This is a genomic window from Paenibacillus sp. 2KB_20, assembly GCF_052115765.1.
Classification (GTDB): Bacteria; Bacillota; Bacilli; order Paenibacillales; family Paenibacillaceae; genus Paenibacillus_AQ.
In genome coordinates this window covers 636,993-652,847 of the sequence record NZ_JBFRHH010000002.1, presented here as the reverse complement: position 1 = coordinate 652,847, position 15,855 = coordinate 636,993, and the positions used below count along the sequence as shown (strand labels likewise).

The 15,855-nt window shown below is 49.8% G+C and carries 12 protein-coding genes; 8 read left to right on the top strand and 4 right to left on the bottom strand.

Annotated elements, in window-relative coordinates; all coding sequences use genetic code 11:
• Positions 1 to 34 precede the first annotated feature (34 nt).
• Positions 35 to 1,216, bottom strand: a complete 1,182-nt coding sequence (locus AB4124_RS08635) for a phosphotransferase (RefSeq protein WP_441972384.1) — start codon at positions 1,214 to 1,216, stop codon at positions 35 to 37.
• Between the two features lie 261 nt (positions 1,217 to 1,477).
• Positions 1,478 to 2,140 carry a M50 family metallopeptidase gene (locus AB4124_RS08630; protein ID WP_441972382.1) on the bottom strand — a complete coding sequence of 221 codons (663 nt, stop codon included), beginning with the start codon at positions 2,138 to 2,140 and terminating at the stop codon, positions 1,478 to 1,480.
• Positions 2,141 to 2,278: 138 nt separating this feature from the next.
• Between AB4124_RS08630 and AB4124_RS08625 the strand changes: the two genes are divergently transcribed.
• From AB4124_RS08625 to AB4124_RS08615, 3 genes are all read left to right on the top strand, one after another.
• Positions 2,279 to 4,252 (top strand): TerB N-terminal domain-containing protein, encoded by a 1,974-nt coding sequence (locus AB4124_RS08625; RefSeq protein ID WP_441972380.1) that lies wholly within the window; start codon positions 2,279 to 2,281, stop codon positions 4,250 to 4,252.
• 62 nt (positions 4,253 to 4,314) lie between these two features.
• The gene (locus AB4124_RS08620) at positions 4,315 to 5,652 is read left to right on the top strand and encodes an ATP-binding protein (protein ID WP_441972378.1); all 1,338 of its coding nucleotides are present in this window, start codon (positions 4,315 to 4,317) and stop codon (positions 5,650 to 5,652) included.
• Positions 5,649 to 7,874, top strand: a complete 2,226-nt coding sequence (locus AB4124_RS08615; protein ID WP_441972377.1) for a DEAD/DEAH box helicase — start codon at positions 5,649 to 5,651, stop codon at positions 7,872 to 7,874. The genes AB4124_RS08620 and AB4124_RS08615 overlap by 4 nt, the downstream gene beginning before the upstream one ends.
• Positions 7,875 to 7,967: 93 nt before the next feature.
• Here AB4124_RS08615 and AB4124_RS08610 read toward each other — a convergent pair whose 3' ends face one another.
• Complete coding sequence (locus AB4124_RS08610; protein ID WP_441972376.1) at positions 7,968 to 8,642, bottom strand: hypothetical protein; 675 nt, start codon at positions 8,640 to 8,642, stop codon at positions 7,968 to 7,970.
• A 10-nt stretch (positions 8,643 to 8,652) separates the two neighbouring features.
• On the bottom strand, positions 8,653 to 9,138 hold the full coding sequence (locus AB4124_RS08605) for a DUF7689 domain-containing protein (protein ID WP_441972375.1): 486 nt from the start codon (positions 9,136 to 9,138) through the stop codon (positions 8,653 to 8,655).
• Between the two features lie 362 nt (positions 9,139 to 9,500).
• Here AB4124_RS08605 and AB4124_RS08600 point away from each other — a divergent pair, with 362 nt between their 5' ends.
• From AB4124_RS08600 to AB4124_RS08580, 5 genes are all read left to right on the top strand, one after another.
• Positions 9,501 to 10,520, top strand: a complete 1,020-nt coding sequence (locus tag AB4124_RS08600; RefSeq protein WP_441972374.1) for a LacI family DNA-binding transcriptional regulator — start codon at positions 9,501 to 9,503, stop codon at positions 10,518 to 10,520.
• Positions 10,521 to 10,636: 116 nt separating this feature from the next.
• Positions 10,637 to 11,626, top strand: a complete 990-nt coding sequence (locus tag AB4124_RS08595; RefSeq protein ID WP_430109985.1) for an ABC transporter permease — start codon at positions 10,637 to 10,639, stop codon at positions 11,624 to 11,626.
• 24 nt (positions 11,627 to 11,650) lie between these two features.
• Positions 11,651 to 12,535 (top strand): carbohydrate ABC transporter permease, encoded by an 885-nt coding sequence (locus AB4124_RS08590; RefSeq protein ID WP_430109987.1) that lies wholly within the window; start codon positions 11,651 to 11,653, stop codon positions 12,533 to 12,535.
• A gap of 95 nt (positions 12,536 to 12,630) precedes the next feature.
• On the top strand, positions 12,631 to 14,274 hold the full coding sequence (locus AB4124_RS08585; protein WP_441972373.1) for a sugar ABC transporter substrate-binding protein: 1,644 nt from the start codon (positions 12,631 to 12,633) through the stop codon (positions 14,272 to 14,274).
• 122 nt (positions 14,275 to 14,396) lie between these two features.
• On the top strand, positions 14,397 to 15,737 hold the full coding sequence (locus tag AB4124_RS08580) for a glycoside hydrolase family 30 protein (protein ID WP_441972372.1): 1,341 nt from the start codon (positions 14,397 to 14,399) through the stop codon (positions 15,735 to 15,737).
• Positions 15,738 to 15,855: the final 118 nt, after the last annotated feature.

Below are 15,855 nucleotides of genomic sequence, written 5' to 3'. Positions count from 1 at the left end.
CTAGGACCGCAGCATGAATGCGGTGTTATCTGATTTAAATACGCTCTTCGATTAAGCTGCGTTTTTCTTTTAGTATAAGTTTAATGGAATTCGCTTCCGCGGCCATTTGTTTATGTACTGTAATAATGCAATCAAGGCGGGTAAGTTTTTCTCTGAGTTTAGTATTATTAGGCTCGTCTTCTAACTGAGCCATAATGGAAAAGAACTGTGGGACCTCCCACACACTTCTTATAGCAGTGCTTAAACAGAATCCATACCTCACTAATCTTATGTCACCCTGCCATCCCATATCTCGCAACCCCTCCAGGTATGCATTATATAAAGAGTTCTGAAACTTCATATATTGGTCAGGCGGAATAATTCCAAGACTCATGTTCACCCCGAATAACTTACCCAAGTCTTCGCCAATACCGGATATACTCATGAACTGCCAGTCGATTAGAACGAGTTGACTTTCGCTCTCTTCTTTTTTAACGAGAAACATATTCATCTGGCTCATGTCTTGATGTGCCAATACACGCGGCAGCTGTTGGAGCGAGTCTATTGAAGAGTCAATGTTACCGAGTAGATCTTGATACCAAGCCCAAGTACTTCGCACATTGTCTGTAGCTATTCGACTTACATACTCCTCCACATTAGGAGCATACATGCGGCATGCAATCGACCATGATTTGAGCCAAGCCCTGCATATCCACTCATGTTCAGGCATCATTTTTATTCCTTTAAGATAGGCCCCATTAAAACGGCCTAATTGTCGGGCGATATATGAAAATTGCTCAACTGTTTTTGCGTATTCGCCCTTAATATATTCCATCCAGATCCATATGGTACCATCTTGTTGTTCTTCAACCAAATAGCTCTCTGCACCATAAATAGAATCAGGAAGTTCTCTTAAAACTCCTGACTCAAATACAAGTGCTTCACGTCTCCAGTAGTTGTGATGTTCAAAGTTATCTTTCTCGGGTGTGTCTGGCTTAATGATTTTTAAGATAACGCACCACGGCTTCAATTCGTTATATAGCTTTACCAACCCATGCAAACGAAATATACCAGAGGTTGTGAAGTTTGGAGTCTTATATCCAATATCATCACAAGTTATTGACACAAGTTCAGCAGTTGAATTTCCATGTATAGATTCAATACAAGCGTTGATCTGGTCAATCTTATCCTCTATAGGTATGTTGGAATTATTCTTCAAAATAATTTCTGAATGCATTTAATCTATCCCTTTATTTAATTTTTACTTGCATTGATTTTAGATAATATTTTCTCTACGAATTCACCCATTTCCCACATAGAACCCAATGGTCAAATTCGTCTAATGCACATATACAGTATATTAGACGAAGAGGAGACCAATCCTGCTCCATCTCCGACAAGGTTGCTTCACATGAAAATCAAGCCTTATAAAAAAGCCAGCGTCATCCGAAGGTTGGATAACGCTGGCTTCTTCTGCCTGCATTGCGACGAACCTGTTTCACCGCTTTTTCCAGAACAGCTGCAGCGCCATCTTCGCGCACCATAGGGAGAACAGCAGGAACAGCAGCGCCCAGACGAAGGCTGGGAGCACGGTCATGTTGGCCAGGTTGGAGGCGTCGCCCGCTTGCTTGGGCTGGGTCAGCGCCATGGTCAGGAGGGTTAGCGGACCGACCACGGACTCTTCCAGCACGAGAAAGGCGAGCAGCAGGTAGTAGAAATTACGGACCTTCTCGCCAAGGAAATAGAAGATCAGATTCACGATCATAAAAATAATAAGCCACCACAATCCGTAGCCGGTGCGAACGAAGAAAATGATCATGATGAGGGCAAGCACGGTAATGGTGATCAGGCCGGTGTCCTGTTTTTTCTTGGCATAGCCGTAGAACATCAGAATGGCGAACAGGGATGCCGACATATAGCCTGCAAGCGAGACCACAATCGGACTCCAGCCACCGGAAGCCAGCATGGAATAGGTCACGCCGCTGTGATCGGGATTCAGCTCGATGCTGAGCACCCGTCCCGACATGAGAAGGGTCATGACGGCATGCCCCAGCTCATGGATCATCGTATCCAGGATACGGAACCAGGAAGAGAAGGGGATCAGTCTTGTCAGAATAGCCGCACCCACTAGAAATAACAATGCTTTCAGCCATTTATTCATTCGAAGGTCCTTTCAGCATAAAGTCATTCGCTAGACTATCATTCCGTCCATTATAATACAGATGAGAAACATGTGAAAATCGGTTAGTCCCTATAGGTTAAATGGTATAATTGAAGTTGTGACGGAGGTTCATATTCGATGAAAAACGATAAGCCTAACAACGACAATCACATAGAACATATAAGACATACTACGCTCGTGAATGACCAAGGGATTCGTTTTGCTGAATTTGAGCTGGCCGGCGACGAGCAGGACGTCTCGTTACCGGACAAGCCATCAGATCATCAGGGGCAGGAACCCGTTGATTCTGCTGCACAAACGAAGGAATCCCTGATTGTGAAGCCGCAGGAGCCGCTGGATATGAATTGGGGCGAGGACTTCCGCTACGTGACCAAGGAGCAGCAATTCGTGCAAAAGGCAAGGGAGCTCGCATGGCATGTAGAGGGAGAGGCTCCTTTTGTAGCCTTCAAAAGCTATTGGCCGACCTACGACCAGATGGCCAGCGACCAGTTCAAATGGTATTTTTACTGGCGGGAGGAAGTAAGGTCCGGGCGGTACCCGGATACGGACTTATCCTATTTGTTTGTCTATTTTTACGAGCTGATCCATGGCGTGGGCTGGAGCGATCCCCTGCAGGGCTATGCATTGATGGAGCAGGCGTGGATGGCCTACCGGAAGCGTTATGCCAAGCTGGATACGTACCTGCGGGAGTGGCTATATGATTTTATGATCGTGCATGGCCTGGATATGCCGATCCGGGAAACGTATCAGCGCTTCCCGCGCGTCTTGTCCGCTGAGCTGAAGGAGAAGGAATGGAAGCGTCGGTTCTCTCTCCAGCCCGTGGAGCTATCATGGGAGCTGCTGCTGGATTTGCTGGATTATGACGTGGAGAAGAGCCGTTTTTACCAGGAGAATGGCCGCAAGGACCTGGAACAGTACGCCCCGAAGGTGATTGCGCTCGTGGACAGTTACTTAGCCAAAATGAAGGGGCAGCGCTTCATCGACCGCTTTCAGCCACGGCCCCGGCAGGTGAAACGGCATTTATTCCGCAGCGCGGTGTACGATCATGGGTTATACGGGCGAAACGTCGTGCTGACGGTGGTATCCTTAAGCGAGTACGCTCCTCTGCGCTCCTATATAACGGGGCTGGTTCGCTTGACCGAGAATAAGCTGCGGGAATTGAGAGGCTTTAAGGGACGGCTGCGCGGCCAGGATGCGGTTGAGCCCGAAGTGGAAGAGATCGTCACCCGTTATCTGAAAAAAGAGGTTCAGGAGCAGCTGGAGGCTCAGCGCAAACAGGCGATACCGGAGGTTCAGATCGACACGGGGAAGCTGCACAGATTACAGCGGGAGTCGGACCAGGTCCGCGACATGCTGCTTACGGAGGAAGCCGGGCAGCAGGCTGAGGTGATCAACAGCCAGCCGGCACCGGAGTCTGCTCCGTCAGTTGGAGCCTCTCCAGGCTACTCCGAAGATGTGGGAACAAGCACTAACATGGCTTCGCCTTCCAAAGGCCGGTCCTCCCGAAAATCGGCGGCGAAGAAACCGGACGTGTTCCAAGCCGTGATGGATTTTGATGCGGACCCTTATGAGCCGGGCGCCATAGAGGTGCGTGATCAGCTTGATGAAGCAAATGGCATCGTTCGTTCCGTGAACACGGAAGAATCGGAATCAGAAGCAGCTAACAGAAGGTCTATGGAGCCGTCAGGGAGCACTGATGATCGCTCAATGCAATCCATGGGCCCTCTAGATGAACATTCATCTGAGGCTGGGGGTATCCATGTTATGGATCCGCACGTTGTAGATGAAGAGGCGATTTCAGTGATGCCTACAGTAGGAGAGCGGTCGTGGCAATGGGAGGTAGAGGATGAGGAATGGCAGGAGCTCGCAGAGCGTCTCAATCCCATCCACCTGGAAGTTCTCCACGCCCTCAAGGTAGGACCGAACCGTCCGAGACTGCAGCAAATTGCGGAGAAGGCCGGTTCTATGCCGGCGTTATTGCTTGATGAGATCAATGAGGCCGCGATGGATACCATCGGCGATCTTCTGATCGATGGAGAGGCCATTGTGGATGATTATATAGATATGCTGGAAACATTAACGTCCGTGTAACCGGACGGATTGAAATCGTTTGGACTCGTTATGCTTGTAAGATGCTTGAAAGAGGTGGAACTATGACGGAACTAAAAATACCGAAACGGCTCACAACGGCCCTCGTAAACTCTTTAACGGCAGGGGTTGTGCCGCGGGTGGGGCTTGAGTTCATCGCCGTCGGCCGGAAGCCGGAGGTGGAGTCCATCCTGCGCGATATGGATAATATCGCCGAGGGCGGCGCTGCCTTCCGCCTGATTACGGGCCGCTACGGAAGCGGAAAAAGCTTCCTGCTGCAGATCATCCGCAACTACGCGATGGACCGCGATTTCGTGGTGGCGGATTCGGATCTTTCGCCGGAGCGGCGGCTGGTGGGCACGAAAGGGCAAGGGCTTGCCACTTACCGTGAGCTGATGACCCATCTGTCCACGAGGACGCGTCCGGACGGGGGCGCGCTGGAGGCCATTTTGCAGAAATGGATCGCTGCGATCCAGCAGGACATCATGCAGGAGACGGGTATGCGCCCGGATGATTCTGCCCTGAACGATCGGGTGGAGCTGCAGATCTATGCGGTGACCAACGGCATGCAGAATCTGGTGCACGGGTTTGATTTTGCGAAGGTGCTGGCTGCTTACTGGAACGGCTATAAGCTTGGTGACGATGACCGCAAAGGGGCAGCGCTGCGCTGGCTCCGCGGGGAAGTACCTACGAAGACGGAGGCGCGCAAGGACCTTGGCGTTGGGGTCATTATCGATGACGACAACTGGTACGAGTATATGAAGCTGTGGTCGGAATTCACGGCTGCCATCGGTTATAAGGGATTGCTATTGTTCATAGACGAAGGGGTTAACCTCTACAAAATCACCAACAGCGTGTCTCGTCAGAGCAACTACGAGAAGCTGCTGACCATGTTCAACGACACGATGCAGGGTAAAGCGGAGCATTTGGGCATTTATATGGGCGGAACGCCGCAGTTTGTCGAGGATGAGCGCCGGGGGCTGTTCAGTTATGACGCGCTGCGCTCCCGCCTGATTGACGGGCGTTATGGGAGTGGTTCGCTGAAAACCTACACCTCGCCCATTTTGAAGCTGGACATGCTGTCGTATGAGGAGATTTTGATCCTCCTGCAAAAGCTGCGGGATATTCACGCTCTGCACTTCAAATATGAAGCGCAGTTAACGGATGATCAGCTCATCGCGTTCATGCAGACGGCCGTGAATCGGCTGGGGGCTGAGGAGCTGCTAACCACCCGCGAGGTGGTGCGGGATTTCATGGATCTGCTGCATACGCTGCATCAGCATCCGGAGGCCACGTTTGAGGAGCTGTTAGGCGAGCGTGCCGCAGTGCAGCCGCAAGGCAAAGGGGCCAATGATACCAATTCGGATGATCTGGACGATCTGCTGGCGGAGTTTGAATTATGAGTGCGAGCCCTTTTTGCAGACTGGCCCCGTTCATTCAGGAGTTTATCTATAAAAAAAGATGGGACACGCTTCGCGAGGCGCAGGTGGAAGCCTGCCGCGTCCTGTTTGATACGCCGAATCATCTGCTGATTGCTTCGGGCACGGCATCGGGCAAGACCGAAGCCGCGTTCTTCCCGGCGCTAACGGAGCTGTACAACCTGCCTTCCAGCTCGGTCGGGATTCTGTATATCGGGCCGCTTAAGGCGCTGATTAACGACCAATTTGAACGTATCACCGATCTGTTGAAGGAAGGCCAGGTGCCGGTATGGCATTGGCATGGTGATGTGTCCCAAGCCGAGAAAACCAAGCTGATGCAGAAGCCGTCCGGCGTGCTGCAGATTACGCCCGAGTCGCTTGAGGGGCTGCTGATGAACCGGCCGAACGCCATCCCGGCGCTGTTCCAGGACTTGCGGTATGTCATCATTGACGAGGTTCATGCCTTTATGGGGGCCGACCGCGGCATTCAGGTGCTGAGCCAGCTGACCCGGATCGAGCGGATGGCTTCCTGCTCGCCTCGCCGTATCGGGTTGTCGGCAACGCTTAGCGACTATGAGACCGCAGCCGGCTGGCTGGGTGCGGGCACGAAGAACGCGGTCGAAGTCATCGCCCCGCAAGGAGGACGGAAGCTGCGGCTGTCGGTCGAGCATTTCTCCTTCCCGGATGCGCGGGATGAGAAGCAGGCGGAGCAGCTGGAGCTTGCGCGCAAAGCCTATTACGACTTCGTATACGACAACACGCATCTGAAAAAAGCGCTGGTCTTCACGAACAGCCGCTCGGATGCCGAGCTGACCACGCTCGAGCTGCGACGGATTGCAGCCAAGCGCGAGCAGCGGGATGTCTTCCATGTGCACCATGGAAGCATCTCCGCGATGCTGCGCGAGGAAGCCGAGGCCGCGCTCCGCGAAGGCCCGGGGCCAGCGGTTGCGGCAGCCACCCTGACGCTGGAGCTCGGCATCGATCTCGGCGAGCTGGAGCGGGTGATCCAGCTGGGCGCGCCGTACAGCTGCTCCAGCTTCGTCCAGCGACTCGGTCGCTCCGGCCGGCGCGGGGATCAGGCCTCCGAAATGATGTTCCTCTGTCCGGAGGACGAGGACGAGGAGGCCATGCTGCCTGCACGCATGCCATGGATGCTGCTCCGGGCCATTGCGGTTATTGAGCTGTATATTCGCGAGAAATGGGTCGAACCGCTGGCCCTGCGGAAGAAACCTGTTGGCGTGCTTTACCATCAGACGATGAGCACACTCAAGAGCATGGGCGAGGCTGAGCCGCCGGATTTGGCGAGAGCGGTGTTGACGCTGCCGGCTTTCCGCGGCATTGAGCCGGAGGAATATAAGGAGTTCTTGCAGTATTTGCTCCAAACGGACCATATCCAGCGGACTGAAGAAGGCAGTCTGATCATCGGCCTTGGTGGGGAGAAGATCGTGAACAACTACCGCTTCTACGCGGTGTTTAAGGACGATGAAGAACATGTCGTATATAACGGGTCCGAAGAAATCGGATCGATTACGACCGTGCCGCCGCCGGGCTACTGCTTCTCGCTCGCGGGCAAGTTGTGGAAGGTGGAGGAAGTCGATACGAAGCATAAGGCCCTGTACGTGAAGTCGGCCAAGGGTAAGGTCGATACGTTGTGGCTTGGCGCAGGCGGCGATGTGCATACGCGCGTGGTGCAGAAGATGCGGGAGGTGCTCGTTGACAGTGCCATCTATCCATACCTGGCGCCGGGCGCGGTGAATCGCCTGGAGCGGGCCCGCCGACTTGCTCGGGAAAGCGGACTGCTGAAGCAGGTGGTCCTACCGGCGGGCGGCGACTCCCTGTTCATCCTGCCTTGGGCGGGCAGCAAGCAGTTCCGCACGCTGGAACGATTGTTGAAGCATAATCTGTCCGAGCGGCTGGCGCTGCGCTCCATCGTGCCGATGGAGCCGTATTATATGGTTGTCGCGGGTAAGGTCGATAATGAGACGCTGATGGAGGAAATCAAGAAGGAACTGATGGATTGTGAGGACGCCGGCGCGCTCCTCGATCCGGACGAAGCGCCGTATCTCGGCAAATATGACGAGTTCGTTCCGCCGAAACTCGTTCGCACCGCTTTTGCCGCCGACGGATTGGATCTGGAGGGATTGGCAGAGGCGCTGGATGACCATGTTCTGAAAGGCTTGCGTGATAGACGTAATGATTTGGCATGAATTTGTTTGATTATAAATACAGCCATGAATGGGGGAACCCCCGTGTTCATGGCTGTATTATTTTTTTGTTTTATTTCGATAGTACATATGCCTTTAAGTCTTCAAATTTCGTTTCGTTGTCCTTAATCCATGCTGCTTCATCCCCTGGCTGAGATGATTGAATTGTACTTTTTTTTCTCCTAAAAGGAGTGGTATCGCAGGGAATAACTCGTTATTTCCTTCTTTAACCTTCTCTATAATGAATGGAATGGCAGGTATACCGAGAGTCTCTAATGACTTGATTTTCTCATCAACTGAGAGGTTTGAATTAGCGATATGATTAACTTCTTGTGGAGTTTGCTGGAGCTGCTTTTTCCACTGTTGTGAAAATGCATTACCATTATCCCAGAATGTCTTTGAGTTTTTCTTAAGATCCACTTTAGCTATCTTTTCAGCAGCAATAGCTAAAATGTAATCCATAAGACCACTGCCTTCGCTCTCATCAATCGTTTGTTCAATATAAGGCAATGCCCGGTACCCTAAATCAACGATGGTCTCAACTTCTTTGATGTTATTCACGTAATCGTAAGGGTTGCTGCTCATCGCTAAGGTAGAATGATTTTGTATTTCCAGTTCTATCTGTTTTTGAATTTTATGAATGGCGTTCGTCATTTCTTCCTCTACTGACGCTTGAGCGACTAAATTATATACTGAGGTTGTAGCAAAACCAACGATGAACATGATCGATAATAAAATTAATATTTTTTTGATTTGAACATATTTCTTCACCTCGGCAATTTTATTTATAAATTCTGAGAGCACTTCCGTAAGAAGAACTACTGTATGGATCCCAGCCTAGGGATTGTAATCTTTCCAATTGTCCCCACTTGGCGTTGGAGTAATTATTATCTGCTGGCTTAGCGACATGTGTTATGTTGTTTGTGGAGGTGCCATATGCAATAATTCTAGTACCGCTAGATCCTTGCGAAAAGCTATAAGCAAGATAGCCATCTTGATTCATGTATAAATCCATCTGTGAAAGTGTAGGATTACTGCTTCCCCATGGCCAAAGCCATATATCTGTATATCCTTTAACGTAAGCTAAACAATTGTATGACCCCGTAGCAGTTGCAAGATAGCTATAATTATCTGCTGTTTTTACAACTGCATCATAGGTGCTTTTTGGATAATAAAATCTACTATCATATCCTGCAAATGCTGCTAAACTCCCTGTAAATAGAGCACTAACAGCTAATGCACCTATAATAATTTTTTTGATTCCCATAAAAACTCCCTCTTTTTCCATAAAAAGTATTTGTTACATATATAAGAACGCTATCAGTAAAGGATTAGTTATGCTGATTTCCTATATTTTTTAAAAAATATACACAAACATCAAAGTTTTAGCTTTGTATTGTGTCCTGTCTCTTATTATATGGATTCCAATTTAACCCGCAAATGCCAATATTCACACAAACATGCATACATAAAAAACATAAAAATATTTTTTAAGCTCAGGGGATTTTTTTCCGTAACAATATGGCTCCTCTGCAGTCCTCGAAAAAAAGGGATTGTATTGAAAGCGCTTGTATGGTAACTTATGTACATAAAAACGTTTTTATCGCAAAGGAAGAATGGAATGGTTATATGGGTAAAGTAACGATCAAGGATGTGGCAAGAGAAGCCGGAGTCTCCATTTCTACGGTTTCGAATGCATTAAATGATGTAGATGTATTAAACCCGGAGACCAAATCCCATGTGCTGAAGGTGGCGGAACGGCTTAATTATGTACCTAACCTGAACGGAAAGTTGTTGAAGTCGGGGAAGACCAAGATGCTGGGCTTCTTTACAACAAGCGTGTCAGGGCCTTACTTCTACACATTGGTGGAGTCGATGTCACGGGAATGTGACCGTCTGGGTTATGGATTGAACGTGTTTGTGACGAAGGATAAACAGGTGATTATGAGCAATATTATGGGCGGCCGGGTGGATGGCGTCATTATTTTCGAAGAGCTGAAGATCGACGATAGAGACATCGCCGCTATGGAGAAAGACAAGATTAAGGCCGTTTTCCTGGATCGCGAGGTTCAGAACGAGACGATGGGCAGCATCATATTCGACTCTTACGTAGCCGGTTATGAAGCAACCAAGTACCTGATCAGCCTGGGGCATAAGAAGATCGCCTACATCTCCGGCGTGGATACGATGTTTGACAGCGTGCAGCGGAAGGAAGGATATCTGGCTGCGCTGAGGGAGTGCGGGTTCCCGATCGACGGAGACTACATACTGCAGGGCTATTTTGAGGAAGAAGGTTCCTATAACGCTGTCAAATCGTTTCTTCACTTACACCCCGGGAAAGTGCCGGATGCTTTTCTTGCCGGTAATGATGTGAGTGCCATCGGCTGTATTCGGGCTCTGAAGTCCCATGGATACGAGGTTCCGCAGGACGTCAGTGTCGTGGGCTTCGATGATATCGATATCGCGCAGTATTTTACGCCGCCTTTATCGACCGTACGCAATCAGATTGCCAGACAGGGGATTCTGGTCGTGGATCATCTGGTGCGCATGATTCAGAAGAAAGAGAAGGGCAAGATTCAGAAGCTTCCAGGGGAGTTGGTCGTTCGCGGCTCCAGTCATGTGAAGATGAATCGGAATGAATCGGGTTAAGCGAAGAAAAGAAATCACATCAAGGCGGTTTTTTAAAATGATTTTAAAAAATCAGGGGTTTTTTCGCCGAAAATAAAAACGTTTTTATGCGGTTTTTGATCAAAGGAGGCTAAGAGGTGAGCAAAACAGCTGCAGTTCAGTCAACCGGCACGAGCCCGGTTCTACCAACCGGGAAGAAGCCGTTGGGGCAGAGGATCAAGGAATTCTTCATCGATTACAAGCGGCAATGGGAGCTTCAATCGATGATCATTCCCGGCGTTATCTTCATGTTTATCTTCTGCTACATCCCGATTTACGGTTTGACGATTGCGTTTAAGAACTACACCGTTATCGATACGCTGGATTCCGCTCCGTGGGTGGGCCTGGATAATTTCAAAATTATTTTGTCGGACAAGTATTTTTGGGACTCCGTCGTTAACACGCTGGGCATTAGCTTCTTGAAATTGGCGATCGGCTTTGTCATTCCGATCATTCTGGCCATTATGATTTATGAGGTCGGCATGGGGCGTTTCAAAAAATTCGTCCAAACCGTGTCGTATCTGCCTCACTTCTTGTCCTGGATCGTATTGGGCGGCATGCTCATTACCTGGTTCTCGACATCCGGCTTGTTCAACGAAATATTGCTTGCTCTAGGGCTGATTTCGCAGCCGCAAAACATTTTGCTTGATCCAAGCAAGTATTGGTGGATTGCAACGCTGTCGGATATTTGGAAAGAGGCCGGCTGGGGAACGATTCTGTATCTGGCGATCATGGCCAAGATCGATCCGACCTACTATGAGGCCGCAAGAATTGACGGGGCTAGCCGACTAAGACAGATTTGGAACATCACCTTACCGAACATGAAGATGATTATCAGCTTGAACTTGATCCTAACTGTAAGCGGTTTATTGGGATCGAATCTGGATCAGACCCTGGTGCTCATGAATTCGCAGAACCGGGAAAAGGCCGAGGTCATTAACTCGTACGTGTACCGGATGGGTATGACGCAGGGCGATTTCTCTTATGCGACCGCCGTTGGTTTGGGTGTATCTATCATCTCCGTCATTCTGCTTGTTACGGCCAACAAAGTGACCAGTAAATTGAATGATAATCAATCCGTCCTGTAGGTCATGCAAAAGGGAGGCATTACGGTGAATTTGAAAGCAGCAAAAGGGGATCTCGATAGCCGGATCTTTGATACGATCAACATCATTTTACTGGTTACGTTTACCATCATCATTGTCGTTCCGTTATGGAACGTTGTCGTTTCATCCTTTAGCTCGGGCAGGTCCCTTGCCGAGGGCGGGTTCATCTTCTGGCCTTCGGAATTCTCGCTTGAGAATTATCAGGCGGTGTTCAGGGATGCAAACATATGGAATGCCTTCTTCATCTCGGTGGCCAAAACCGTTATAGGAGTCATCACGCACGTGTTCTTCTGTGCCATGGTGGGTTACGGCTTGAGTAAAAAATACGTCCGCGGCCGCAAGTTCTATGTCGCAATGGGTGTCGTCACCATGTTTTTTTCGGGCGGCATGATTCCGACGTACTTGTTAATCAAAGACTTGGGGCTGTTAAACAGCTTCTGGGTTTACATTATTCCAGCTCTATTAAGCTTTTACGATGTTATTATTCTGATGAACTTCTTCCGAAACGTGCCGGATTCGCTGGAAGAGTCGGCGAAGATCGACGGCGGGGGCGACTGGAGGATTTTCCTGAGCATCTTTATTCCTCTTTCCATGCCGGCCATGGCAACCATCGCGCTGTTTAACGGGGTCGGGCAGTGGAATGATTTTATGACAACCAAATTGTATATCACGGACCAAGCGCTCTATCCGTTACAGATGATGCTTTATGAGATTATTGTGCAGTCCCAGACGCAATCGATGCAAAACATCGGGTCGGTCGCGATCCAGACGACCACCAAAGGGGTCCAACTAGCAACCATTGTCGTGACGACGCTGCCAATTGTTGTGATGTATCCAATATTACAGAGATATTTTATCTCCGGCATGATGCTCGGAGCTGTTAAAGAGTAGAGAAGCTGCTCTTTAAAGGAGTGGAACAGAAGCAAGCCTGTAAAAGATTGGGGTCTAACAAGTAAGCGCTTTTATTTAAAAGGGAGGGTTACAGGATGTTGATGAACAAGGCTTTGGGTAAGAAAGGACTTACGCTGATTACGGCACTGATGGCAGTTGTGCTGGTTGTGAGCGGCTGCGGCGGATCAGGTGGGAAATCCGGCTCCAAGAAGGAAAATTGGGTTTCGATCGAGGATCGTTATACACCGAATGCCGAGACACCGGCTTGGCAGTTGGATAAAAAAGAAGAGACAACCGAGCTCACATGGTACGTAAATGCCGATTGGTGGAATACGGATTTTGGCAAGGACGTTGTAACCAAGAAGATTAAGGAAGACTTGAACATCAATATCAAATTCATCACGGGTGACGACACCAAGCTGAATACGTTTTTTGCCGGTGGGGAGATGCCGGATCTGATCACGACGTTTGACTCCAACTCCCCGGTCGTGCAGAAGGCGGCGACATGGGCGCTGCCGCTGAACGATCTTGCCGAGAAATATGATCCATACTTCAATAAGGTAGCGGCGCAGGATACGCTCAACTGGTTCCAACTGAAGGATGGCAAAACCTACGGATATCCGAACTACTCCAATACGCAGGAAGACTATGACAGCGGTAACATTCCGGCCAAAACGGCATTTATTATCCGCAAGGATGTTTACGAAGCGTTAGGTAAGCCTGTTATGGGAACGCCGGAAGAGTTCCAGGCCGTTCTCGCTGATATCAAAAAGCAATTTCCTGCTCTGATTCCACTGGGCTTCAACTCCATTGGCGAAGGAACGGGCTCGCTTGGCGACGTGCTGCAGGATTTCATCGGCGTGCCGTTGGAGGAGAATGGCGGTTTCTATAACCGCAACCTGGATGAAGATTATCTGACTTGGGTGAAAGCGTTCAATACCGTGTACCGGGACGGCGCGATTAGCGATGACAGTTTTGCCGATGACGGAACGGCTTTTGAAGAGAAGGTTAAAGCAGGCAAATACGCAACGATTATGCTAGACGGTACGCCGCAGCAGGGCGGTAACCTGCAAAGCTTCTACAGCAACAATAAAGGGAAAGAGTACATTGCAATTGACGGGCCGCAAAGCACGGCAGGACGTAAGCCGATGTTGAATCAATCCGGCATCACCGGCTGGATGATTAGCTTCATTACGAAAAAAAATGCAGATCCTGCCAAGTCCATTCAGCTCTTCACGTACCTGTTAAGCGAAGAAGGACAAATGCTGATGAACTATGGCATCGAAGGCGAGACCTACCAAGTGAATGCAGACGGCACGGTGGAGTTCCTCCCTGCCGTGAAGGATCTTCAGATGAACAATCCGGATACGTTCAAGAAGGATTACCGCATGGGCGAATTCATGTTCTTCGGGCATGACCGCCATAAAGCGCTGAGCGGGGATGCTTTCCCGGATGCGATCAAGCAAATGCAGGAATGGGGAAAAGGCAAGCTGACGCCGCACTTTATTTTGGAGAATATCAACCCGGATCAGGGAACGCCGGAAGCGCGCTCTCTGACAGCCATCAATACAAAATGGAACTCCACGCTTGTCAGCATGATTCGTTCCAAGGATGATGCAGCGTTCGACAACCTCTTAAACGAATACAAAAAGTTCCTGGACGATAACAACTGGGATAAAATCGTCGAAGTCCGCAATGAGAAGATGAAGGCGAACAAAGAGAAGCTGGGGCTGAAATAAGTCAACGTTTCATGATGGGAGAGCCCCTTTCTACACAGGAAAGGGGCACTTTCCAAGTCAACTTCCAATATAGGGCGGGATAGGAAAGCCAGAAGACCATTAGAAACCTGGAGGGAAACAGCATGCTGAACATTACAATCTACCAGTCAAACGGGGAAGAGGAATTATTCGTTAGGAAAGACAAGGAGCAGCTAGCTCCCGGAACTTCGGACGCGCAGCATACAGTTGTTATCGATGAGGAGCAGACGTTTCAGGAGATGGACGGCTTCGGCGCGTCCTTCACGGACTCCGCTGCTTATCTGATCCATCAAGTGCTGGAGACGAAGCAGCGTTCGGAGCTCATGACACGATTGTTCGATCCGAACGAAGGTATCGGGTTATCCGTACTCCGCCAACCGATGGGCGCATCCGATTACGCGCGAGACTTCTACAGCTACAATGATATGCCTGAGGGCCAAACGGATGTGGAGCTGAATCAGTTCTCCATTGCGCATGACGAGGAAGATATCATTCCTCTCCTGAAGGAAGCGCTGCGGTTGAACCCGGATGTCAAGCTGATGGGTTCCCCATGGAGTCCGCCAGGCTGGATGAAAACGAGCGGTTCGATGATCGGCGGAGAGCTGAAACCTGAATACTATTCGGTGTATGCTAATTATTTTGTGCGTTACATTCAGGGGTATGAAGCCAACGGGCTGCCGATTTATGCGATTACCCCGCAGAATGAGGCGTTGTATTCGCCAGGACATTACCCCGGCATGATCATGCTGCCCGAGGCGCAAAGCGATTTCATCAAGAATCATCTGAAGCCGCAATTTGTAAAGAACGATATCGATACGAAAATTCTCTGTTATGACCATAACTGGGACAAGCCGGACTACCCGTTGACCGTTTTTGAGCAAGCGGGTGATGCCGTGGATGGCGTCGCTTGGCACTGGTACGGCGGCAAGCCGTCGGCCCAATCCGATGTGTTCGAGGCATTCCCGGGAAAAGAGGTTCATTTCACGGAAGGATCAGGTGGGGAGTGGATTCCGCCGTTTGAGCAGGCCTTCTCCAATGTGATGCGAACCGGTATCGAGATTCTCCGCAATCACAGCAAGTCTTATTTGCTGTGGAATATGGCGCTGGACGAGAAGAACGGCCCTACCGTTCCGGGCTTTGGAAAAAGCACCTGCCGCGGTATTGTCACGGTAAATCAGCAGACGAAGGAGCTTACCTATACGCTGGACTACTACGCGCTGGCGCATTTTAGTAAGGTGATCCGTCCGAAAGCGGTTCGCATTGCTTCTACAAGCCATGAGTCCATCCGTTCGGTAGCATTCAAGAACACGGACGGCTCGATTGCCGTTGTGTTGTTTAACGACAGCGAGCAAGAGGAGAATGCTGCACTGCATATGCAGGGAACGGAGCGGCTTAACCTCCGCCTTGCACCGAAAAGTGCCGTGTCCGTTTTAATAGAGGAGTAATTCTGAGATAACAGTTCATAGATTTAGACAAGATAAGGCACCTTTGTCGGCGCCGTTAGCCCTTTCGGTTGATGGTTGCCTCGGCGTAGGTGTCTTTTCATATATAGAGTTGGTTATT

Excerpts from the sequence above, each read along its gene's own strand:
- AB4124_RS08615 (WP_441972377.1), top strand. The coding sequence starts at position 5,649 with ATGAGTGCGAGCCCTTTTTGCAGACTGGCCCCGTTCATTCAGGAGTTT.
- AB4124_RS08605 (WP_441972375.1), bottom strand. The coding sequence starts at position 9,138 with ATGGGAATCAAAAAAATTATTATAGGTGCATTAGCTGTTAGTGCTCTA.
- AB4124_RS08585 (WP_441972373.1), top strand. The coding sequence starts at position 12,631 with ATGTTGATGAACAAGGCTTTGGGTAAGAAAGGACTTACGCTGATTACG.
- AB4124_RS08600 (WP_441972374.1), top strand. The coding sequence starts at position 9,501 with ATGGGTAAAGTAACGATCAAGGATGTGGCAAGAGAAGCCGGAGTCTCC.
- AB4124_RS08580 (WP_441972372.1), top strand. The coding sequence starts at position 14,397 with ATGCTGAACATTACAATCTACCAGTCAAACGGGGAAGAGGAATTATTC.
- AB4124_RS08635 (WP_441972384.1), bottom strand. The coding sequence starts at position 1,216 with ATGCATTCAGAAATTATTTTGAAGAATAATTCCAACATACCTATAGAG.
- AB4124_RS08625 (WP_441972380.1), top strand. The coding sequence starts at position 2,279 with ATGAAAAACGATAAGCCTAACAACGACAATCACATAGAACATATAAGA.
- AB4124_RS08620 (WP_441972378.1), top strand. The coding sequence starts at position 4,315 with ATGACGGAACTAAAAATACCGAAACGGCTCACAACGGCCCTCGTAAAC.
- AB4124_RS08630 (WP_441972382.1), bottom strand. The coding sequence starts at position 2,140 with ATGAATAAATGGCTGAAAGCATTGTTATTTCTAGTGGGTGCGGCTATT.